The organism is Marinomonas sp. (genome assembly GCF_039940335.1).
Classification (GTDB): domain Bacteria; phylum Pseudomonadota; class Gammaproteobacteria; order Pseudomonadales; family Marinomonadaceae; genus Marinomonas.
Genome location: NZ_JBDVGW010000010.1, coordinates 231,470 through 256,684 on the forward strand (window position 1 = coordinate 231,470; position 25,215 = coordinate 256,684).

8 protein-coding genes and 5 tRNA genes are annotated in these 25,215 nt (G+C 40.7%); 3 read left to right on the top strand and 10 right to left on the bottom strand.

Annotated elements, in window-relative coordinates:
• Window positions 1-9 precede the first annotated feature (9 nt).
• Window positions 10-2,448, bottom strand: a complete 2,439-nt coding sequence (locus ABJF92_RS07240; protein ID WP_446815133.1) for a two-component system response regulator — start codon at window positions 2,446-2,448, stop codon at window positions 10-12.
• A gap of 195 nt (window positions 2,449-2,643) precedes the next feature.
• Here ABJF92_RS07240 and ABJF92_RS07245 point away from each other — a divergent pair, with 195 nt between their 5' ends.
• On the top strand, window positions 2,644-7,074 hold the full coding sequence (locus tag ABJF92_RS07245; RefSeq protein ID WP_446815134.1) for a response regulator: 4,431 nt from the start codon (window positions 2,644-2,646) through the stop codon (window positions 7,072-7,074).
• 10 nt (window positions 7,075-7,084) lie between these two features.
• Window positions 7,085-8,011 carry a diguanylate cyclase gene (locus tag ABJF92_RS07250; protein ID WP_446815135.1) on the top strand — a complete coding sequence of 309 codons (927 nt, stop codon included), beginning with the start codon at window positions 7,085-7,087 and terminating at the stop codon, window positions 8,009-8,011.
• Window positions 8,012-8,058: 47 nt separating this feature from the next.
• On the opposite strand, the gene ABJF92_RS07255 is transcribed toward ABJF92_RS07250, so the two are convergent.
• The 7 genes from ABJF92_RS07255 to ABJF92_RS07285 all read right to left on the bottom strand — a co-directional run bounded on the left by ABJF92_RS07255 (window position 8,059) and on the right by ABJF92_RS07285 (window position 12,985).
• The gene (locus tag ABJF92_RS07255; protein WP_446815136.1) at window positions 8,059-10,392 is read right to left on the bottom strand and encodes a bifunctional diguanylate cyclase/phosphodiesterase; all 2,334 of its coding nucleotides are present in this window, start codon (window positions 10,390-10,392) and stop codon (window positions 8,059-8,061) included.
• 86 nt (window positions 10,393-10,478) lie between these two features.
• Entirely contained in the window at window positions 10,479-11,957 is a 1,479-nt protein-coding gene (locus ABJF92_RS07260; RefSeq protein ID WP_446815141.1) for a sensor domain-containing diguanylate cyclase, read from the bottom strand.
• A gap of 356 nt (window positions 11,958-12,313) precedes the next feature.
• Window positions 12,314-12,401, bottom strand: a tRNA-Met gene (locus tag ABJF92_RS07265).
• 82 nt (window positions 12,402-12,483) lie between these two features.
• A tRNA-Met gene (locus ABJF92_RS07270) sits at window positions 12,484-12,560 on the bottom strand.
• A gap of 82 nt (window positions 12,561-12,642) precedes the next feature.
• Window positions 12,643-12,719, bottom strand: a tRNA-Met gene (locus tag ABJF92_RS07275).
• Between the two features lie 65 nt (window positions 12,720-12,784).
• Window positions 12,785-12,861, bottom strand: a tRNA-Met gene (locus ABJF92_RS07280).
• A 47-nt stretch (window positions 12,862-12,908) separates the two neighbouring features.
• A tRNA-Met gene (locus ABJF92_RS07285) sits at window positions 12,909-12,985 on the bottom strand.
• A gap of 213 nt (window positions 12,986-13,198) precedes the next feature.
• Here ABJF92_RS07285 and msrA point away from each other — a divergent pair.
• Complete coding sequence (msrA, locus tag ABJF92_RS07290) at window positions 13,199-13,846, top strand: peptide-methionine (S)-S-oxide reductase MsrA (RefSeq protein ID WP_446815137.1); 648 nt, start codon at window positions 13,199-13,201, stop codon at window positions 13,844-13,846.
• A 62-nt stretch (window positions 13,847-13,908) separates the two neighbouring features.
• Here the strand turns inward: msrA and ABJF92_RS07295 are convergent, their stop codons facing one another.
• Both ABJF92_RS07295 and ABJF92_RS07300 read right to left on the bottom strand, forming a co-directional pair.
• Window positions 13,909-18,105: a VCBS domain-containing protein gene (locus ABJF92_RS07295; protein ID WP_446815138.1), complete on the bottom strand. Its 4,197-nt coding sequence runs from the start codon at window positions 18,103-18,105 to the stop codon at window positions 13,909-13,911.
• 271 nt (window positions 18,106-18,376) lie between these two features.
• On the bottom strand, window positions 18,377-25,141 hold the full coding sequence (locus tag ABJF92_RS07300; RefSeq protein WP_446815139.1) for a tandem-95 repeat protein: 6,765 nt from the start codon (window positions 25,139-25,141) through the stop codon (window positions 18,377-18,379).
• Window positions 25,142-25,215: the final 74 nt, after the last annotated feature.

Genomic DNA, 25,215 nt, shown 5'->3' on the forward strand with positions numbered 1-25,215 from the left:
CCTTCTGCACTATGATTTTGAAAGCAAGTTCATAAAATCTTTTAATGGAACAGGTTTGCTAAACAAATAACCTTGTCCTGCTTTACAGCCTAGCTCTAGCAATGCCAACCTTTGCGCATCTTCCTCAACACCTTCCGCGATTAACTCAAGGTCCATTGAAAGCCCAAGTGAAATAATAGTCTTAACAATCTCATAGTCATGCTTGTTTTCTAACATATCAGCCACAAAAGACATGTCTATTTTCATCACATCAATGTCGAACTTTTTTAGGTAGGCCAAACTTGAGTAGCCTGTACCAAAATCATCAATCGCAATATTAACGCCGACTCTTTTAAGCTTAACTAGTTTAGTTTGAGTATTATCGACGTTCTCCATTAATGAGGTTTCAGTAATTTCTAACTCTAGTAAGTTTGGTGGCAGTTGATATTTGAGCAATATTGATTCAACGTTTTTAGCTAAGTCGTTACCATTAAATTGAGCAGCCGCCACGTTGACAGAAATAGGTATTGCGTAACCAAGATCAAACCATTGCTTGGCGGCCTTACAAGCTTTATCCAAAACCTGATTGCCTAATTCCAAAATTAGCCCAGTTTCTTCAGCCAGACCAATAAATTGATTAGGAGGGATAACACTTCCCTCTTCGTCGAACATTCGCGCTAAAGCTTCAACACCAATGACTTGATTAGTGCCTAGACAAAACTTAGCTTGGAAATATACACCTAACTGATTATTGCTTAATGCGTCACGCAACTGTTTTTCTAAATGATTTCGATGTAATAAAGCCTCTTCTAATTCATTTGAAAAGAAACTATAGCGATTTCTTCCTTCTTGCTTAGCACGATACATAGCAACATCAGCGTGACGCATAAGCTGTTCAGAATCCGTTGCATCATCAGGGTAGATACTAATTCCCATACTAATTGAGATGCTATAAAACTGATCTGCCAGTTTAAATTGTTCATGCATAGACAAAAGTAACGACGACGCAAGAGATTTTATGTCTGCTATCGCTTCAACGTCTCTCATCAACACCACAAACTCATCGCCACCAACTCGTGCCAACGAGCATTTTTCTGGCATCAACCCTGTTAACCTTTGGGCCATTAAACAAATTAGCTCATCGCCATACTGATGGCCTAGTGAATCATTAAGGTACTTGAAATGATCGATATCGATTAGTAATACAGCAACTTTAGGTATGTCATCGTTTAATGGCTGACATGCCATAACAAGACCTTCCTGAAGAGAAATTCTATTTGGTAGATCTGTCAGTGAATCATGGCTAGCCACATGACTCATTCTATTTGCCAAGGCTAAGGCATTACTAACATCATGAAACACCATAATACCGCCTATAATTTCGCCTTTTTCATTACGAATCGGCGCTGCAGAATCCTCAATTGCTAGACAATTACCACTTTTTGATACCACTTCACTGTTTAAAACCAAAGAAACAGTTCGATGTTCTTTTAGTGCAAGATATAAAGGATTACGTAACTCTTGCTTTGTATTCGAGTCTTGTAGCTTCATGACCCGTTCAACTTTCAACCCTCTTGCTTCTCTTAATCGCCATCCTACCATCCGCTCTGCAACAGAGTTCATAAAGGTCACTAAACCATTGTTATCAGTAGCGATAACCCCATCGCCTATTGAATTAAGAGTTACTCTTAGACGCTCTTTCTCAAGAAAAAGAGACCTTTTCGCCTGATTCTCTTCCGTCACATCAATGATGGTGATTAGATGACTATTTGTATATTGAGGATCAACATTATGAGATTGAAACACTTGGTAAAAGTATTCTACGTCGTTTATCTCTAGATGCACGGTGTAACTTTGATCAACCTTTGATTGACCTCTGAATTTAATTTGTTTATTTAACTCTTCAGGTAAGAGATTATCTATATGTAAAGATGGGCTGACTGAGGCGCCCCAAGCAGGAAAGTAACCATTTGAATAAAGGTTATGCCAATTTTCATCCCAATAAGTAATATGTGCGGGCACTTGTTCAACTAAAGCTTTCAGCTGATCTTTACTTTGGGCAATTAACCTTTGCTGTTCACGTAATTGAAGTTGATTTTTAACCCTTAACTTGCTGACTTTTGGGTTAAAAGGCTTCTGAATAAAATCTAACCCTCCAACTTCTAATGAGAACAGTTCAAGCTCAGGTTCGTCATGTCCGGTTATAAATATAACGGGGATATCGCGATACCTTGGGTCGCGCTTCATCACGCGACACATCTGCAAACCGTCCATATCAGGCATGTCTATATCTAACAAGATCAGATCAGGGAGGCTACGTTCAAGTAACTTAAAGGCATCTTCAGCGCTTTCGGAAAACAAAACCTGACCGTACTCAGATATGAGATCCATCAACTCCAAAGCATGCTGTGGTGTATCATCAACAATCAATATTTCGTGATCAGTAGAATTCGAATTAGAAAAAAACAATTGAACACTCCTTGACATAAAAATCGCTTTATCTCGTTCAGTCGCCAACACTCGCTACAAGTATAGCAAATCTTCTGCTATAACAGCTATTTATCGCCATACTTAGTAACGATTTTAATTTTTCACTATGATTATTTTAGATTAAGTTTATGATGGTGTAGTAGTATTTTATCGTTGTCCATCAAGGAGAAAACAGTGACGCCCAATCCGCCTAAGTGGCATTTTTGGATGCCCTCCTTCATTTTATTATGTGGGATTTTGCTTTCTTTTTATAGTGAAAGAACAGCAGAAGATAAAAATACAACCATCATTAGCGGTGCTGTTGACGAACAGTTCAACGCCCTCACCCAAGACATGATCAAAGGTATCAAGCAATACGATTACGGCCTAAGAGGGTTACTTGCTGCTATCGACGCCGTTGGCTATGACAACTTTGATTACAATAAACAGCTCAAATACTTCAACAGCCGTGATTACACTACTGAATTTCCAGGTTCAAGAGGCTTTGGCTTCATCCGAAAAGTGGACTTGAAGGACTTATCTGAATTTCTAACCTATGCAACAAAGGATAAAGGCAGCCCATTTACGCTGAAGCAACTTGAACAACCCAAAGACCCACTCTTTATTATTCAGTACATCGAACCAGAAGCAAATAACAAAGAGGCTGTCGGTCTAGACATTGGTTCAGAGCAAACGAGGCGTTATGCCGCCCTTATGAGCGCAGCCTCTCGCACGACACAATTAACAGGCCCCATTACACTGGTACAGGCAAATGAATTGACCAGCCATGGCTTCTTACTCTTGCACCCTGTTTTTAGTAAAAACAAATCCTATGCAGAAAATACCTTGGTTGGCTGGGTTTACACACCATTACTAATCAATGAAATACTAGATTCTGTCATTGCAGAAAAAGCAGATTTCAGTATTAATATTGATGATTCTAGTACTAGCCAGCCTGTCCATTTCTATAATTCAACACATGATGAGCTCACTCAATACACTGATTATAAGGTCACCAATACCGTTGAAGTCTTCGGTCGCCTTTGGTCTATCACCATCACACCTACAGACAATTTCATTAACGCTCAAAGCTTAGAGAATCCGAATTATATTTTCTGGCAAATGGTCATTTTAACCAGTTTAATTACAATCCTTACTTTCTTCCTAAGCCACTTTTTCAACCAAAGATTGATAGAAATGCGTCAAAAACTCGCTTTTTCGGCTGTGGTTAATAACGCTTCCGACAGCATTGTAGGCGTAGATCGAAATTTTGCTATTACTCACTGGAACAGCGCTGCTGATCATTTGTTTAACTTCACTCACAACCATGCGCTAGGAAAGCCGTTAACAAACTGGCTGTCTAGTAATGTCTCCAGTGAAAAACTGATTAATACTTTTAAAAATGTGGCCAAAGGAGAAGTGATAAGAAGGCTAGATTTTAGATATAAATCTGATGCATTTGGTGAAGAGCGTTTCTTATCAATGAGTATTTCGCCGATCATTGAAAAAGGTGTTTTCAGTGGCGCCACCGTCAGCCTAAATGATTTGACTGAACTTAATGATTTGCAACAAAAGCTTATAGAGGCCAATGTACAACTCGAAAAAAGAGTGGGTGAATCCACAGAAGAACTACAAAAACAATTGTTCTTCAAGAGTAGCATCATCAACAGCACCTACTCGGCCATCATTGCATGTGACAAAGATGGCAATATATCTCTTTTTAACAAAGTAGCATCTTCACTTCTAGGCTATACCCAGAACGAAGTCATTGAGCAAAAAAATGTTTTAGACATTATCAACACCAACTCTATAGTCGCTGATTTCAATGAGAAGCTGCCTGCGGACTTCTTTACTCTTCTAATGAAAGAATCTAACACCGAAACACACATCTCTATCGACTGCTCTTTAAAACGAAAATCTGGAAGCGATTCAAAAGTAAACCTCGTCATCGCCCCTATCATGGCAAACAATGAAATTGAGGGCTATGTCTTTATTGCCAATGACTTGACCGAAAAACAAAGTTTACAAAAACACCTAGATCTTGTGGATGCTGCGGTCGACAACTCCCAAGATATTCTATTATGGCTTAATACAGATGGTACGATTTTCAACAGCAACCCTTTTGCCTCCGTTGCTTTAGGGCTTAAGCCTTACGACCTACAAAGCATTGATTTGGCAGATATCATTTCAACAGGCATTACGGACTCTTGGACAAAAATACGACAACGTATTATGAATGAAGGCAGAATCACCTTTGAAGCCAACTTTCACAAATCAAACAATTCGCTCATTCCTGTCTTAATCTCTGCATGCACAATAAGTATTGAAGACACGACTTTCATTTATCTGGCCGCTAAGAATATTTCGGAGCGTCTGGAAAATGAAAAACGCATTGAAGATGCTTTGATTAAAGCTGACTCGGCAAACATGGCTAAAACTGAATTTATTGCGAATATGAGCCATGATTTAAGAACACCTCTAAATGCCGTTAATGGCTACATTCAGCTTATGGAGCTTAGCAGAGTCGATGAAATTCAACGAAAATACATTCATGATGCTAAAATCTCTGTGAACGAAATCACTCAGATTGTTGATGATATTTTAGATGTGACCTACGTTGAAAAAAATGCCTTAACACTTGAAAATATTGACTTTGAGTTAGATGATGTTTTAAACGAGGTTGGTAGCCAACTTTACGCTAATGTAAATACAAAGCCGGTTGAGATTCATTTAAACGTGGACAAAAACGTTCCATTCTCTTTCAATGGTGATCGCAATAAATTAAAACGTATTCTACTGAATTTGGGTGGTAACGCTGTAAAATTCACCTCTACTGGCGAAATTGTTATTAGCATTTCCGCTCAGTCAAATAGTAAAAACAATACCACTCAGCTTTATATCTCAGTAAAAGACACGGGCATTGGAATCCCTCCAGCTAAGCTAAACCATGTTTTTGAAACTTTTGCCCAAGCAAACCAAAATGCATCCAAACACTATGGCGGCATAGGTATTGGGCTAACCATATGTAACCAGTACATAAAACTGATGCACGGTGAATTACATGTTGAAAGCGAAGTTGGTGTAGGCTCTTGTTTTTCATTTGATATCACGCTGCAAAGTGCGAAAAATGCCCATACGATCAACATTAATGAGCACTTCCAACATGCTATTAAGGTCTTATTGGTAGATGATAATCAAACTAGTCTTGAAATCCTTAGCAACACCGTTCAACAGTTAGGCTGGGATATTACGACTGCCAATAACGCCGATGACGCATTACGTATTTTCGAAAGCTCACTGCAAAGTGAAAAAACCTTTGATTTAGCGCTGCTGGATTGGAAAATGCCGAACAAAGATGGTTGGGAGCTTGCTGATAGTATTCGAAAATCAGCACCTAAAGACAAAACACCACTTCTCATTATGGTGACAGCCCACAGCCAAAATATGATGTCACAGCAATATGAACGTTTCCCTAACTTACTAAATGGCTTCTTGACGAAACCTGTGACTCGCTCACAAATGGTCGACGCTTTTGTCGAGGCCATTGCTGCCGCTAATCAACAAACCATCACAGCTTCTTCTTTTGGCTCAACTAAACCACTAGCAGATAAACGAGTTCTTGTGGTTGAAGACAACCCAACGAATCAATACGTTGCCAAAGCTTTACTCTCGAGCCAAGGAGCCAACGTCACCATGGCAAATAATGGCCCACAAGCCCTTGATGAGCTAGAGAATAGCCTATTAGCCTTTGATATTGTATTGATGGACATCAGGATGCCAGACATGGACGGCTATGAGGTAACAAGACGCATACGTAGTAATAATAAATTCAAACAATTACCAATTATTGCGATGACTGCCAATGTTATTACGTCAGAAAAAGAGAAGTGTATTGATGCCGGCATGAACGGTCATATAAGCAAGCCTTTTGATTTAGAGGGCCTTGTTTACCAAATCCTAATGGCCACTCAACCTAAAGCGATTACAAAAACTCACCCGGAGACACCTAATAAACTTTATAATATCAACAGTGAAACGTTGGAGTTCTGTCAAGATCATGATATTGATGTTGTTGGCGCCATGGAGCGGTTCAATTTTTCAACCGACATTTACTTACGATCATTGAATCTTTTTATCAGCGACATCACAGAATATCAGTCACAACTCAAAAGCCACAATTCCACGAAGAGTCAATTAAAGCTGATTTTCCATACATTAAAGAGTACCGCTGGCTCAGTTGGCTTCACACAGTTATCAGAAGCGGCTAAAGAACAAGAAATCGATATCTCTGAATGGGTCGAAAACGCCTCTTACACAGCATATCAAAATGACTTCATTAATTTAATTCATAGCTCAATAGATCAAATTAAGGAACTTATAACCAAGTTTTCAGTGACCGAAAAAAAACCGGAGACACCAAACGAAGAAGACTTTATGGCTATTTATAACCTTCTAAAGTCTGAGATTGATAGCTCTAACATGCATGCAATTGATAGTTTTCAAAGAATTCTACCGCAACTAAATAAACTATCCCCAAAACTCGCAGATGAGTTAATTCGTTTACTCAATATTTTGAAATTTAAAGATGCTAAGACAATCATTAGCCAATTTGACCAATTAATGTAAAAGGTTTTCAATGCCATTATCTAGACTGACCGACAAAGCTGATATCAATCTAAGCGATTCGAAAATACTTGTTGTCGATGACAAACCTATTAACATCCAGACCATCTATAGTATTTTGAGTTCTGATTACACCATTCTAGCTGCAACCTCAGGTGAAGAAGCCCTTCAAGTCTGTCAGGATAACAAGCCTGACTTAATTTTACTTGATGTCCTTATGCCTAACATGTCCGGTTTAGAGCTCTGCAAACGCTTGAAAGAAGACGAACTCACTCAAACTATTCCTGTTATTTTTGTCACTTTTTTTAATCAACAAGAAGAGGAAGATGAGTGTTGGCGCTGCGGGGGGATCGATTTTATCACCAAACCTGTACGCCCGATGACATTAAAAAATCGCGTTAAATTTCACCTTACGTTACAAAAACAAAAAGACATGCTGCAAAAGCTTGTCTTTATTGATGGCTTAACAGGTATCTATAACCGTCGTTATTTTGATGACCATATGGAGAACTTAAAGAACAAAACACTTCGCACAAACAACGACACAGCGATACTTATGATAGATATTGATGAGTTCAAACTCTTTAATGATAATTATGGTCACATCAAGGGAGATGCCGCACTAAAAACCGTAACCGCCTCTCTCAAGTCATCCCTTTTACGACCATCTGATTATGTTTGCCGATATGGTGGAGAGGAGTTTATCGTTGTTCTACCAGATACAAACATTGAAGGCGCTAAAGAAGTCGCCGAACGTATCAGAACAGACGTTTTCAAGTTAAAGCTGGAACATGAACACGCAAAACATAAATGCATTACGGTCAGTGTGGGCATCGCATCCATCATTGACTCGCACGAAAAAAATGCGAATCCGACAGAGATTGCAGACAACAAGTTATACGAAGCAAAAAAACTAGGCCGAAACCGCATCGTTTTTTAATATGACGAGCTGATAGAGATGCTCTAGAGACTTTGTTTTATTGGTTCTTATTGAAACTTTAGAGCATCTTCTAGTGGTATTGGTCTTGAAAAAAGATAACCTTGTAAAAAATCACAACCAAACTGTTTCAACTGAGTCGCTTGCGCTTCTGTCTCCACCCCTTCGGCTATTACAGCTATCCCCAACGTATGTGACATAGAAATGATGGCTTCACAAAGAGAGCCAGCCGATAAATCTTCACCAAGCTTCTGTACAAAGGATTTATCAATTTTTAAGTAGTCGATGTCATAATTCATGATGTAAGCCAAGGATGAATAGCCTGTACCAAAATCATCCAAAGCGACCTGAACCCCCTGCTCCCTAAACTGTAGTAAGGCTTTTTGAGTATTTTCATCCAAATCCATTAACAAATTCTCAGTAATTTCTATGACCAAGCCGTTATGATCTGGACGCTTAGAAGAGGCCACTGGAGCCGTTAACAAACCAGCACTATTTACTAACGTGTCAGTTTTGAGATAGGAAAGCTGAAGTGGTGATACATTGACACTCACTTGAATTTGTTCACCATATTTTTGCTGCAAAACTTCCCAGTCTTTTTGAGTTGTTCTAATCACCCATTCACCGATCTCAATGATTTGTCGCGACTGCTCAGCAAAAGGAATAAAGCCATCTGGCGGAATTATCCCTTTTGTTGGATGTTGCCAGCGGATAAGTGCTTCAAACTTAACGACTTGACCCGCTGTATTCACAATCGGTTGGTAGAGCAAAAAGAACTCTTCATTCTCAATGGCTTTACGTAAGTCTTTGATGATTTCTATTTTGGTCATCAAGGAACGCCTTAGCTCCCAATTGAAACGACGTACCGTGTCACGCCCGCACTCTTTTGCGTAATACATAGCTTGATCAGCGGCACTCATTAAACTTTCAACATCGTGTCCATCTTCAGGGTAGTGAGCAATACCTATACTGGCACTAACCACCACTTCATTATGTGGCAGACAGATAGGACGCTTAATAAGCTTAAGTATAGAATTACACAACTCAGCCACTTCAGCTTCAGTAAGTTCGTTGTGATCAACAAGGAGCATAAATTCATCACCGCCCGGTCGGGAAATTAAACGACAGTATTCGCTGCTTCCATGTAACCTATTTGCTAAAGTACGAAGAACTTCATCACCTGCTTCATGACCGAGTGTGTCGTTAATTTCTTTGAAGTCATCTAAATCTACCAAGATCACAGCTAAGCGGTTCACTTTATTATCAGCATAATGCAGATGCTCTGATAGAGCCTGACTAAAAGCCGTTCGATTCGCTATCCCTGTTAACCCATCGGTTAAGGTTTGCTTAATAATCTGAGATTCGGCTTTAGACTTCCTATCAGACATCTCAACAAAGCGGTCCTGTAAAAAGTCCATTTCTTTTACGCCGGTAGAGTCAGGGGCCAATATGAGTTCTTTTCTTCCCAATTGGGAGGTGAGATCTGCCAGTTTATTTAGAGGTCTTAAAATTGTGTTAAGAACGAATAATCTAAAGAGCAATAAAATAAGGATGACGGTAAGGGTAAATGCGATAAATATGTAACGATGCTTGCCTTCAACTAACTTAAGTGAATTATCAACTGAAATTCCTGTCACAAAGCTTAACTGCACATCGCTGCCGAGGTCATACACTTTATGCCTAGAGTAGACTCGCCTAATACCGTCTTTAGAGTAGACCGTTTCATTAAAATCCCTAGGCACTTGACTTAAATTACCACGAGGAAACTGCGCCACAACTTGGCCACTACCATCTAATACATAAGCAACACTCCCTTCAGGGAGTTGTAAACGGCTCAGCAATGTTTGCCACCATTCTAGCGACACCACAACGACACCGGCCCCAATAACTCGCAGGGTTTTCTGATCATGAACTGGGTAAGCAAAGTTAATCGTTAACTTATCTGTCGCTCTATCTTGTTGAATACCACTGGAGGTAAATTTATTTAAAGTGAGTGCATTTTTAATGTATAAACGATCACTAACATCTATTGGCTTGGCAAGAGCTACACCATTACAGGTTAGTATGCCAAAAGCATTGGGCACACCTACGTTAATATAACGCTCATCAAGTTGAGTAACTTGGCGCACGAAGTCTCTACATTGACTGGACTGTGGGTTCTGTAACGCAGGCAGGACCACCATTTCCCGTAAGAAATTTTCCACCATTGTAATTTGATCTTGTTGTGCGGTCGCGGCCTGATATGACACGCGTTGAGCAGTAGCTAAAACATCATTTATGACAATATTTCGACTGTAATCGAAGCTTAGATAGATAAAAAGATAACAGGGCGCAATAACAAGTATTGATAATACAAATAATCTTGCCTTTAAAGTTTTTAACATCTAACCCTCTATTTTTCCTTCACTTTATTGTATTTTAGCCATACTAAATAGATGAAATCACCCTCTTACTAAGGTATCAAAAAACCTCAATATAAACGACAGGTCACTCGGTTTCGACCTGCCTTTTTAGATTCATACATAGCAAGGTCTGCTCGCTTAAAGGTCTGACTTTGATCCATCGTATGGTTCCAATTTGAAACCCCTAGAGACACAGTAACGGATGTATCCAACAAGGCAATTTTTTCGTTCATGACTAAATTACGAACTCTCTCTGCCGTATTGATGGCTGTATGAGGCCTGTCGCCAGGTAATACGACAACAAACTCTTCGCCTCCAGAGCGGAATAACACCCCTTCAGTACTCACTTCGTGAGACACTTTAGCCGCTAATATTTTAAGTACTTCATCGCCTACATCATGCCCAAAATCGTCATTAATTCTTTTAAAGTGATCAATATCAAAAAATATCACACTAAAAGATTTATTTTTCCGAACTAAAGAGGCCACGAGTTCATCCATAGCCCGTCGATTCATTAGGCCAGTTAAAGGGTCTTTTTTCCTATCCTCATCAAATTTGGTTACTTTTTCATTTAAGGAATCAATTTCTGCTCGAATCGATTTTTTTAGCAAATAAGCCTCATAAAACCATGCTTTTACTTTAATTGCTTGATCTCTGTTATTAGTACTCTCAGCTAACATACGTAGCGGGCGAGCGATCAAGTAAGCACAAACAACGACAAAAATAAGTATGGCTATCTGCAATGGAATAGCATCTTTTATTACTAGCCATAGTTGACGATCAAAATCATTTAAAATAGCGACACGCGGAGTTTGAGCTACAACCCCCCAATCAGCTTCAGCGACATGCGCATAACCCGCTACCATAGAGACACCCTTACTGTTAACAACTTCCATCGCACCATTTTCTCCATCAATAACGCTATTAATGACGGTGTTAGTGGTGATTTTTTCCCCTATTCGTTCTTTTAAAGGGTGGTAAATAAGCTCTTTTTGCTTAGATACGACATAGACATAAGACCCATCAGCATAGTCATGCTGAGATAACAAACGATTAAGGAAAATATTATCCTGCAAGTAAATGGTACCCACCAAATCCGCAACCCGCTGATTTGATGAATCTCTTATTGGATGAGAAATAAATATAAGGCGTTTACCACTGGGCCCTACTACTGGCCCAATCAGATGAGCCGAGTCTTCAAGTAAATTCTGGTACTGCTGATCACTAAGGTAAGTTCCTTGTAGATTGAGCGATCTTGGGGCAATGGCTCTTATTTCACCATTTCTATCAATCAAAGACACAGAGTTAAAACCATTACTCATCGCCAATATAAACTCTAATCTAGATTGCAGCTCAATGTCATTAGCACCATCATGCTCAATAAAATGGCTAAGATGCTGACCACTAACTTTTAGATGTTCTTGGCTGTTCACAATAAAGGACTGAGTCATGCGCGCAAGCTTTTGGGCATAAACCCTATTCGCATCGAGAGAAATATTTATTAGAAGATTTTTTTGCAGCTGATGGGTAGACAAATAACCATTCATAATAGTGAAGATTACCCCTGCAAGGGTAAGAGAAACAATAAGAAGCCTTATAGATAAGATAAATCTCAACTTTCTCTCCGATTAGCCTAAGCAGTCAGAATCTGACCACATTTTATCCCTAAACAAGCCCTTAAAATAATACACTCTAATTTTAACATTTGCGAACTGGACTTACCTGCTCTTACATAATCGAGAAAGCACCCCCCCCCCAAAACCGTCGAGGACAAAGCCCTCTTATTTCATGCAAAATGGGCTTCCCAGACTGCTCAATCCCGCGGCAACGTAAACTATTGAATAGTAAAATTTGTTTGAGGTGCATGAGAATTAATAATGTGACTAAACAACGAGAGTTGAATTGGTTGCGGGAGCCATTCTCTAGTAGAGAGTGAACCTACGACCTTCGGGTTATGAGCCCGACGAGCTACCAGACTGCTCCATCTCGCGACATGTAACCTATTGATATTCATAGGTTAATTTTTTAAATAACTGAGAGAAAACTGTGACCAATTCTAACGACTTTACGAATTGGTTGCGGGAGCCGGATTCGAACCAACGACCTTCGGGTTATGAGCCCGACGAGCTACCAGACTGCTCCATCCCGCGACATGTAACCTATTGATATTCATAGGTTAATTTTTAAAATAACTGATAGAAAATTGTGACCAACTCTAACGACTTTACGAATTGGTTGCGGGAGCCGGATTCGAACCAACGACCTTCGGGTTATGAGCCCGACGAGCTACCAGACTGCTCCATCCCGCGACAAATAAACTATTGATATAGTTAACAATTTTCTTAGTGAACAACGAACTTATATGTGACCAAATTGGTTGCGGGAGCCGGATTCGAACCAACGACCTTCGGGTTATGAGCCCGACGAGCTACCAGACTGCTCCATCCCGCGACATATATTTTGTTATCTATAATAAATAACAATTTCGTTCACTTCGTTGGTTGCGGGAGCCGGATTCGAACCAACGACCTTCGGGTTATGAGCCCGACGAGCTACCAGACTGCTCCATCCCGCGACAACGAGGTGCGTATTATAGGCACCTTACTTACAGAGTCAACCCTACATCTTACTTTTTTATATTTTTCATGGCTCTGGTTCTGTTTACATACCAACATTTACTTGTGACCTTCAACTAATAGTTAGTTTTCAAATTTTTTACCCTGTTTTGCTTCTTTACCGTTCATAAAAATAGGTTACTATCTAAGTAATATTTTCAGGATCAAACACTATGAAAAACAATATTGAAACCATACTAAAAAAATCAACCATCCCCAGTTCGATTGAGGCTCTCCCTGGCCGAGAAAAAGCCATTCTAATCAGTGCATCTCATGCAGTAAAAGGTGGAGATATAACAAGATCTATCTCTAACCAAGAAGCTGAAATCTATTTAGGATTGGGTTGCTTTTGGGGTGCCGAGAGAAAATTTTGGAATACCTCTGGAGTGGTGTTGACTGCTGTAGGCTATATCGGTGGGTTCACGAAGAACCCAACGTATGAAGAGGTCTGCACAGGTCAAACAGGCCACACAGAAGCAGTAAGGGTCGTTTATGATCCAACGATAATAAGTCTAGTTACCTTATTAAAAGTTTTTTGGGAAAACCACAATCCTACTGAAGGTATGCGTCAGGGTAATGATATTGGTAGCCAATATCGCTCTGCCATCTACACTTGCTCCGCTGAGGACATGAGCATCGCCAAAGCCAGTCTAGAAAAATATCAGGCAGGTTTAATTGCTTCTGGACTTGGAATGATAACCACAGAGGTTGAAGCTAAAACTGATTTTTATTATGCAGAAGAATATCACCAGCAATACTTGCATAAGAACCCAAATGGCTACTGTGGCTTAAAAGGCACAGGCGTTAGCTGCCCCCTTTAACACCCTACGAACAACAAGGCCCAAACCAAATGGTTTGGGCCTTTAGCTTTCAACGTCTTCATTTAACCATCAATATTGATATTGTACTCTTGGTCATTGTAGATAATTTTCACTGTACTGGTTTCAAAAGATGAGGTGTCACCAAATGTTGCCACCGCGTGACCGTTTACCTCAACACCCTCGCCGTTCGCCTTAACGGCTTCCGATAAAAATGTCTCAATTTCGGAAGCTCCGGCACCAGTTCCCGGCTTGCCATCTAAATTATCCAATAAATCGGTTAAATCTAATAAATCCTCCGCAGAATTAAAGTCTTTTACTAAGTCATTATATTGGCTGTTACTGGCATTATTTTCCTGTCCATGGCTTTGAATAACGAAAGTATCACTGCCACTGCCTCCGATTAACAAGTCCTTTGAGCTATCTCCTTGGTTCAAAGAGCCACCAATCAAAATGTCATCACCATCACCACCTTCAATTGTATCTGCGCCTGATGAGCCATATAGCGTATTATTTCCTTGGCTACCTATAAGCCAGTCATTAGCCTGGCTACCAGTTAGATGCGTGTCACCTGCTTCAGACACGAGATATACAGGGTTACTCGATTGACTATAGTCCGTGTTATTAACGCCTTCACTTGAGCCTGTAACTTGAATATTTATACTTTGCATTGCCTCTTTATCACCATCGCTGACCAAAACTTCTACCACTAGGTTTTCAGTAGCACCATCTTCTAGCCCATCGAACGCGACATGATTTGGATCAAATGCCCAAGTCCCATTATCAAAGAGAGTGAAGCCTGCTTGATCACCGTTATTTAAGCTATAAGTAAGATCCTCATTATCGACATCCGTTGCACCAACAGCACCACTTATAACGGCAGAATCTTCCAAAACAGAAAAGCTTTCACTTGCCGTTACGACTGGTGCATCATTGTCTGGGAGTATGTAAACAGTAACCGTATATTTACTGCCATCAGTAGCTGTTAGCACATATTTTTCTTCGTATCTTCCAAAAGCATCCAAACCAGCCATGCCGATTTGCAATTCTTGCGCTTTCTCTGAGTCAAGTATAAATCGCCATGTCCCCTCCCCATCAGCCGTTTTAGTGAAGTTCAATTCACCATACTTCCCTAAAATACTTTGGCTTTCGAAAGATGGGTTTTCATTATCGTCAACATCAGAAATACTGACATTGCCTTGAGGAACTAAGTTAAAGTCTTCATTAATGGAAATATTAGCATTAGATGAAATAATAGGATCATCATTAGTACCAAATACAATAATGGAAACCGTTTCAGATAGCCCATCATCCGTAAATACGGTAAACGTCTCTGTTAATGTTTGCCCTTGCGCGAGATGCTGAAGATCTTCTGTGTTATTAACAGTATATTCCCACTCTCCCACTGCATTAATAGTAAGGTTTCCAACTACACCGACTCCTTTTTCTACATTGGTTGTAACAAAGCTTGGATTATCTCCTTCATCCACATCTGTAACCGTTAACTTACCAGTGGTATAAACTCTATCGTTATCGTCAACTACTTTTCTGGAATCTTCTTCTACAACAAAACCAATGGTATTACCTGAAATAATAGAAATATCATCCACTGGATTAATTGTGACATTGACTTCACCTTGACTGGTTAATTCACCATCGCTAACCACATAATTGATAACCGCCTGACCATTATAATTAAGTGCTGGCGTAAAGTGGACTTTGCCATTTTCAATAACGGCAGTACCATATTGAGCCGCCACACTCACAGAAGATAAGGTGAGTGTATCGCCGTCTTCATCAGAATCATTGGCTAAGACATCAATAATAATAGTTTGTGAATCCTCTTGAATGGTCACACTATCATTTTCAATAGTCGGCGCATCATTTACTGTTGTGATGGCCGCTGGCGTACTGGTCTTCACAATCTCTGGGGTCAGACCGTCAGTGGTAATGCTAAAGCCAGGTAAATTATTGCCAGCGTTAACGTGATCTGCACCCGCTTGGGTCAAGACCACTTGACCATTTTCTATCGCATAGTAGCCATCTGGGTTACCGTTCACCGTGAACTTAACGGTCACACTGCTGATGTCTGTGTCTTCATCCGTTAATGAGATACCCGCCACGGCCGTGCCTTGAGCCGCAGTATTTTCCGTAATGGCCGAGGCATTGGTAATGACCAAAATCGCCTCATCATCAACAACGGTTATCGCCGCTGGCGTACTGGTCTTCACAATCTCGGGATTCAAACCGTCAGTAGTAATGCTAAAGCCAGGTAAATTATTGCCAGCGTTAACATGGTCCGCACCCGCTTGGGTCAAGACCACTTGACCATTTTCTATCGCATAGTAGCCATCTGGGTTACCGTTCACCGTGAACTTAACGGTCACACTGCTCATGTCTGTGTCTTCATCCGTTAATGAGATGCCCGCCACGGCCGTGCCTTGAGCCGCGGTATTTTCGGTTATAGAGGGAGTTTCAACAATTTCAAGCACAGCTTTATCATCTACCGCAGTGACAATAATAGTTACTATACCTGTATCTGAAGCAACGCCATCTGAAACAACATAACTTAACGACACCTCTCCATTAAAATTTCCTGCAGGCGTAAATTTTATTTTTCCATTAACAATGTCTACCGTTCCCAGCCCTGCCGTAACCACAACAGACTTAATCTCTAAAACATCATTGATATCTATGTCTGTATCATTATTTAAGACATCAATATAAATCGGCGATGCATCTTCGAAGATAGTAATTGTGTCATTAACAGCAACAGGTCCATCATTAGTCCCTTTGATAGTGATTGTGATTGATTGTGTGTCTCCCCCTAAAGATGAAATAGTTACTACATCATTTAAATACTCACCTTCTCCTAATTTTTGTACTTCAGGACTGTCCGTTAATGTGTATTCCCATAAACCCGAGGTAGTAAGTGAGAAAGTGCCGTAATTTGTCGTCATGTTATTTTGACCAACAAATGCCGATTCACCATTGTCCTCGTCACTGATGGCAAGTGAGCCTGTAACAGACGGAATAATCGCATCCTCAAAGACAGTTCCGCTACTATCTCCTGAAATAATACCTATATGATCTTTGCCTATAATCACAAAAGTAAGGCTGGTTTGAACACTTCCACCCTCATCATCTGTTACTAACACATCAGCTATAACTTTGTGAAACGTACCGTCTGCTATATTTGGGTAATTAGAGGTATCGAACTTATATGATCCATCTGCGTTAAGAGCTAATCCGTCTACTTGAGTCACTAAACTAAAAATCAGCTGTTCGTCAGCGGGCTGATCTACATCATTTGCAAATAATTGACCTGTTAACTGACCGCCTTCCGATAAGTATTGCTGGGCAACAGCGACAGTAGGCGCATCATTAGTGCCTGTGATTGTCACACTTATTTGAGCAATAGAAGAGGCACTACTTGTATCAGTAACACGGACAAAAACATCTAATGTTAGTGTTTGGTCTTTAGATAAAGAATCGTAATCACTTGCATTAAAAACATAAGCACCAGAAGATATTAATGAAAAACCTTTAGTAGGGTTAATGACATTAAAAGTTAAATTACCTTGATCTTTCGCATCAGCATCCTGGGTAATGATTTGGCCTAGAAATGAGTTATCCTCTAGCACGGCTATACTCGCACTTTGCGCAACTGGAGCACTATTAGCAAGAGCCCCTTCACTATCATCAAGATTTAGTGAAGGGCTTTGGTCTAGCTGATTTTTCTGCTGTATATCAGGTAAGTTGTATTCACTACCCATTGTTTCTTGAAGAGAAAAACCTTCTTCACTAGCAAACAATCCAGTATTTTCAAAGATAAACGAGCTCTGTTCACGATGAACAGTGGGTGTTGAACCAATTGAGCCGTCTTCTTCAATTCCCTCCCCTGCTGCGGTGGGGTCCTGTATTAAGGTAGGGTCAACCCCCTCTAAAATAGCCGCTTGTAGCAGTGCTGCATCGGTCGCTGAATCTTGGGCTAAGCCATCAAGATCATTAAGTTTATAAACTTCCTCATTTAAAACAACAACATCGTCTGGACCAAAATCAATTACTTGAACCTCACCGTCAAAAAATATAATCCTACCGCTCGAGTTATCAATTGAGCGTATTACATCACCAAAGAAGACTAAATCACTGTTTCCCGCAAGCCTTACCGCTCCATTGCTTGAGGTGATTTCAACCTGACCATTGGCGTTTATTTCTAAATAACCAATTGGCTGCTCTGTTGTTACATTGATATCACTCATAGCTGTCTCCTTGCTGAGTTTGGATATTAAGACTGATCATCGAAATATATAATTCAGCGACGGAGTCAACTATTGTACTAAGGTACAGTCATTGTTTTTCTTTGTAGTGAATAAATAGGTTTTCATCTCTCAATAAACATAACCTCACAAGCTTGGAACAAAACCACCTTTTCAATTACATAAGTTTACAGTTGGAGATTAATTATATTATAAACCCATAAAAAAAGGCCGATATGAATTTCACATCGGCCTTTTAGATTAGCGGTATATATTAGCCATCTATATTAATGTTGTATTCCTCATTATTATAAATAACCTTAATACTATCGCTGCTGTTTACACTGCCATCACCATTCGAGTCAAACGAAGTTGTCACTGAATCCGTTAGTGAGTCATCATCGACTCCAAATTTAGCAACATCTTCATCATCAACCTTAACAGCCCCATCTTCAACTTTAACATGAGCCTCTAGGAACTCTGTTATAGCATCCATATCGGCATCTTTACCTGGGTTTCCTTCAATGCCTGATAGCAGATCTGTTAGATCAAGAGCATCGTCTGCGGCGTTGAAGTCGGTAATAGTATCGATATTTGATTGAACTGCTACATCATTCAAAATAAAGACATCGTTACCGGCTCCACCCGTTAAGATATCTGCTGCTTCATCATCGCCACCAAAGAGAACATCATCGCCATCGAGGCCAACCAAGGTGTCAATCGCATCAGTACCAGACTGGAAGCTATCGGTTGCAATAATTTCATCCACATCCACATCTGTCTCATCTACTCTATTAGTGACAGTACTTGTTACCTCAAATTCAGGTAGCTCAGCATCACTCACAATAGATAGACCACTTATAGATGTCTGGTCTTGCTCAACATCAATACTGTAACTGCCATCCGTATTTGACGTTAAGGTTTCACCATTAAGTAATACGGTAACCGTCGCGGGAATTCCGAATAGATTAACGGTAGCGCCTTCAGCGGTTGCATTCTCGTTATTAATATCGACATTAAGATCATAAGAATATGTAGGGATATCGGTATCACTCGTACTTCCAGTGAAATAATCATCAAACGCTGAAGCGTCACCTTTAATTACAGTACCATCTCCTAGCATTATGTTAGTGAAGTCACTTATTCTACTTTCTAACTTACTAGTAGGAAGTGATTTTTCTGTCGCATAAGTAGCTGCAGTATATCCATTCAATAAAAGTGAATCATTACCATCACCAGATTCAATCTCCCACTCAACCAAACCACCGATTACAAGTAAATCATCTCCATTACCTAGGTTAATATACTCCTTAACATCTCCATCAATATAAACGTCATCATTTCCAGCACCAGCATCTAAACTCGTCTCGATATCATCACTACCTAAAGTCCCTTCTATTCGAATTTTGTCGTCACCAGCTCCTAAATTAATATATTCGACGGCATTACCCCCTATGACAACCTGATCATTACCTCCCTGTGTTTGAAGTGATGCAGTTACGTTTTCTTCAATATAGATATTTTCAGAGTCACTAGTGTATGACTCCCATGTAGTATAATTTCCTTCGTCATTAGTAGGGGTTGAGATGTTCTCATCATCAGCCGTAAAGCCACCCCAACCATTACCACCCGCTGAAGTTTCTTGAGTTTCTGATAACGTCACAGTCACCGTCGGCAAGATAGCAGACTCTGTCACTTCAACAAAAGCCGTAGCTGTATCAAAACCACCATTACCATCAGTAATTGTATAATCGAAACTTGCTGTGCCAGTAAAGCCAGCCGCCGCAATGAACACGACGCTGCCCTCTGAATTCAGGTATGCATAACCATCTTGAACATCGCTAATACTAGAGATAGACAAGACATCGCCATCAGCATCAGAGTCATTCGCCAATAATGTTTCAGGGTTAATGGTAATGGAATGCTCATCATCTGTTGATAACGGAGCACCCTTAATACTGCTCAACATGCTTGAATCAAGTGTTGTGTAAGTCTCACCACCATCCGAACTGATGGATGGCTGGAAGACATAATTCCCACCCTGATCCCACCAAATCATATCAATAGCGTAATAACCATCTTCTGCGATCTCAAATTCTTGATGAGTTGTTGATGTAGGGGATTGATTATTAGAAACAGACGCGACATTTTCGCCATCAATGGATATCTGGTAACCATCATCTGCATAAACTTGGAAGTTGTAAGTTCCCGCCGCCAAGAAGATATAACCTTGCAGGTGAATACCACCATCTGTGTTGTCATCCGGGTCTGAGCTCAGCGAATCTGCATCATCCCCAAGGAATGTCTGCAAATTTGTGCCGGTTGCTACACTGGTAGCCTCACTAGTTGAACCGTTCGAAGAATAATCAATATTAGTCGCATTGAACGTAGCCGTAGGATCGTTGTTTGCTATCACATTGATAAACTCATCCAAGCTATCAATCTGTGTATCGGTACCGTAATAGCTACCGACAAGGCCAGCAAAGCCATAGTCATCAATTGCAACAGGGTTAGTATTTGAATCTTCTACTGTTACTGTCTGAGAAGTTTGACTCGTGGACTGACCATCAGTTGCCGTAACCGTAACTTCAATATCGAAACCGCTAGCATCTTGGCTCGTGCTAATTTGCAGCCCATCAGCCTCATAGGCGGTCAAGCTGTAACTACCATCAGCATTTGCTGTAATAACAGCACCATCAGCGTCAAGCAAGTTGGCACCTTCAGGTAATGCAGAGATTTCATAACTTAGTACTTCACTACCATCAGCATCCGTGGAGGCTCCTTTAATCGTCAACTGACTGATAGAAGTGGTCGAATCTACACTCGCCTGAATATTAGTGATATCCACGGTTTCTAGAATGTCAGTAGTGTGCGTAATAAACTGAACAGTAGCGTTACCCTCATCATCCAATGCTACTTGATAAGAGTCTTGTTGGTTATGGGTTGCCGTACCAGTATTTTGTTCATACGTATACTGATTTACCTGCTCCCCATTTACCAAAATCGTATAGGTATCAACCGTACTTCCATTAGATCCATCTTCCCATCCTCCGGAGATAAATGAGTCGAAACTAATGGTCACTGTTTGGCCCGCATATTCTTCACCAAAAGCAAAGTCCACTTCCCTAGAATCGCGTGAAGTCACACCATTAACATACCCCTCACTTCGAACTTCCCCGAGGCTACTAATATCATCTGGATTAAGGGTGATAGAACCTTGTGATACCGCATCCGATAACTCCACCTCTAATGTAGGAGCATCCGCTACTGCATCAACTGTCACCGTTACACTCGCTTGAGACGTTAATTCACCATCAGAGATAGCGTAATCAATCGTCACCTCACCACTGAAATCATCAGCAGGCGTAAACTCGAGTTTGCCGTTAACAATCTCAACGGTACCTAGCTCTTCAGCTACGGTAGCACTCGTAATTGTCAAACCATCATTTTCTGCATCAGAGTCATTTACTAAGACATCTATCGTAATAACAGAGTCTTCATCACCAACTGAAACATCATCTGCAGCTTCTGGTGCAGTGTTCTCTGCTGGCGAACCAACCACATCAATGGTCAAAGTATTCACCACTGAATCACCATCGTTATCAAGAACAGTATATTGATATGTTAACGTCACATCCGTGTCACTATTGATTAGTTCTGTACTAGGAGTAAATATGTAACTACCGTCTTCCGAAATGACTAACGTACCGTTTACATCTGTAGTTGAATTTGCAACAACATTTGCTAATCCATCCGCACCGGCATCTATGTCAACCGTTCCGCTTAAGATCGTACTCGCTGTATCATTAACCTCATCAATTGAATCATCGATGACTGTACCATCATCAATAGAGCCAGTAGCACCATCGATATCCGCAGTAAGGACATCAATATTGGCAACAATAGAATAAGTAGATGAAGACTCTTCTGGAGTAGAAATAGTGGTTACCAAATTACCATTACTATCCATAAAGCCTGTTAATGAGACTTCGTAAGTAACACCATTTAACTCGACTGTCGTAGAAGGCAGAGAGGTAATAGTAACAGTATCATTACCATTATTAAGGGTATTTAACGTTTCGTCATGGTCCAAAGGTAGAGTCAAACTGACAGAAGTTTCAACACCATCAATTTCAACAGTAAAAGTCATGTCAAAATCGACGCTATCTAACGTTGAATAGTTTGAATTAATTCCTGTGTTGTTGTGCGTAAACTCCGCAACAACAAAGTTCTCACCCATTGCAATATCTGATTGAGAATCGGCGTCATCAGCATAGTAGTTAGAATTACTAGAATATGAGAAATACTTACCATCCGTATCTTTCCAACCGACATAATCAACGTCGCCATCTTGATCCACATCAATCGACCCTGTCTTCTTATTGGCCGCAGACGTAAAGTCAGCAGAACTGAAGCTACCAGAAATTGAGGAGATTGAATAAGATTCTGCTGAATCAGGCTCTGTCGTAACTGATGATAAATCAAGTGTGGCCTCAGTAGTCACCGCAGTAGGTACATCATCATTCACTGTTACACTGATAGTTTCGGTAACACTACTTACACCGTCATCGATAGCAATACCGAATTCTAGGGAAATATTTTCAACAGAAGCGCCACTTAAATGGTCTATCGGACCATTAAGCGTGACTGAATAATTGCCACCTTCATCTGTCATATCCGTTAGTGCCACAGTAACGATCGCAAGCCCTGCTAAAGCACCAACTAACTGGCTACCATCATCAGATAGACTCCATACTAGATCCTGACCTTGCGAAGAATAAGTAGATGTTGGCTCAACCAGACTAATAGAAATAGAATCGCCGTCTGAGTCTGCAACCGTATAACTGCCCTGTATTGAGTTAGGTGAACTAGAATCTAGTGAAACTTCATCAATACTTTGAACAGAGCCTGTGTCAACAGTAGGCGTATCATTTGTACCTGTAACAGTAAGGTTCACGACTTGAGTTGCTGTTCCTCCGTTACCATCATCAACTAACACTTCCACAGATACTGTCTCAGTTATCCCAGCGGCTAGACTATTATAAGCAACGTTACTTGGGTCAAAGGTCCAGCTATCACCATCCAGTACAAACCCAGCAGGCGTATCACCAATAATCGAATAAGAAAGTGAATCTCCATCAACATCGGATGCATCAATGACACCAGAGATACTAGTACCCCCTTCAACAACGGACTCGTTAACAACTTCAGTTGCCGTTGGAACATCATTTGTACCGGTGATTGTGATAGTAATTGTTTGAGAAACAGTATTAGTACCATCGCTAACTTGCACATCAACTGATATATCTTGAGTAACGCCATCCGCTAAAGAGTCAAATGCTGACACTGTAGGGTCAAAACTCCAGCTACCATCACTATTTAGGGTAAATCCGGGTTGTTCGCCGCTGGTAACAGCAAAAGTCAGGTTTTCACTATCAACGTCAGTGGCATCAACTTGACCTTCAAGTAAGTCGCCACCCTCTATAGCAAGATATTCTGCTGTCGCTTCAACAACCGGTACATCATTCACCCCATTGATGTTAACTGTGATTTTATATTCAGTTTCATCCGTAGCTGTTAATGTAAAGATCTCAGTGAAAATACCGGATTCAAGTGTCTGACCATTATCGTAATCATAATGATAAGTCCAGATACCAGAACCCACTTCAGTAGTAGACTCTACATATTCAACATAACCATAATCACCTTGAACCGTTGTTGTTTCAAATCTTGGAGTGTCACCATCATCAACATCACTAATCGTTAACGAGAAAGGTATTGCCATATAGGCAGATGGTATATCCTCCGAGAAACTAATTACTTGATTCGGTTCAGCGATAACAGAATCATCATCCTGCCCGCGAACAGTAACACTAATAGTTTCAGTTGAACCGTCAGTAGCCGCAATAGTAAAGGTTTCAATTAAAGTTTGACCTACAGCTAGATGCTGGAGCTCGTTTGCAGCATCAACGGTATAGGTCCACTCACCTGCTTCGTTAATCACAAGGCTACCCAAATTACCATCTGCACTAACAACACTCTCAGTATCAAAACTAGGAGTGTCATCTATATCAACATCTGTAACGGTTAGGTTACCATTAGTGAAAACTAACCCATCGACGACTCGACTATCTTCTTCATATACAACGCTTTCAGTATCACCAGTAATAACAGAAGCGTCATCAACAGCAGATACGGAAACACTTACCTCGGCAGAATTGGTTAGTTCACCATCAGAAATAGTGTAACTAATAGTTGCGGCACCGTTGAAATTGAGTGCAGGAGTAAAGAGAATTTTACCATCAGAAACAATAGCAGTACCTTGAGATTCAGGCACAGATACTGAAATGATGTTAATATCATCGCCTTCTTCATCGTAATCATTTGCAAGCACATCGATGGTAATAACACCACCATCCTCAATGACTGAAGCAAGGTCATCTACTGCTACAGGTGCATCATTGATTAAGTTAACAGTTGGTTTCACTTTCGCCACGGCTTGCGTCTCAGAACCACTGGTGACCAAACTGATAGGTGGCAAGCTTTGACCTAGATCCAAGGCCACTTTACCCTCATCAGTCAACACGATGTTGTTGCCGTTAATCTCGTAGTAGCCACTGTCATTCGTGTCGTCGGCGAAGTCTACGGTCACGATATTATCAGGGTCACTTACAACAAAGCTGGCAACAATAGCACCAACTTCAGATGCACCCTCAATTAAATCTTCACCTAAAGATAAGTCCAATGTGGTAACATCATCAACTGCACTTAATGAAATTGTGACATTCTGCTCCTCAGACGTTGCTGTGCCGTCAGACGCGGTCACACCCAAGGTGATGTTCGTGTCAGTCAGCGCATCGTTGCCCAGTGCTAAAGCACCGGCCGCGGTTAAGGTCACCACGCCGGAATCTTCGTCGATGATGAAGTAATCATCGTCGTTGCCGCTGGTGATGCTGTAAGTAATGCTGTCACCGTCCAGATCAGTGGCCGTAATCTGCACCACTTCCGCACCTTCGACACCCGCGTTCTCTGTAAGCACCGTACCGGTCGCTGTGTCGATGGTCGGTACATCGTTGATGCCATCTAAACTAATGCTGACAAACGCTTCATCAG

Excerpts from the sequence above, each read along its gene's own strand:
- ABJF92_RS07255 (WP_446815136.1), bottom strand. The coding sequence starts at position 10,392 with ATGTTAAAAACTTTAAAGGCAAGATTATTTGTATTATCAATACTTGTT.
- ABJF92_RS07250 (WP_446815135.1), top strand. The coding sequence starts at position 7,085 with ATGCCATTATCTAGACTGACCGACAAAGCTGATATCAATCTAAGCGAT.
- msrA (WP_446815137.1), top strand. The coding sequence starts at position 13,199 with ATGAAAAACAATATTGAAACCATACTAAAAAAATCAACCATCCCCAGT.
- ABJF92_RS07260 (WP_446815141.1), bottom strand. The coding sequence starts at position 11,957 with ATGAATGGTTATTTGTCTACCCATCAGCTGCAAAAAAATCTTCTAATA.
- ABJF92_RS07295 (WP_446815138.1), bottom strand. The coding sequence starts at position 18,105 with ATGAGTGATATCAATGTAACAACAGAGCAGCCAATTGGTTATTTAGAA.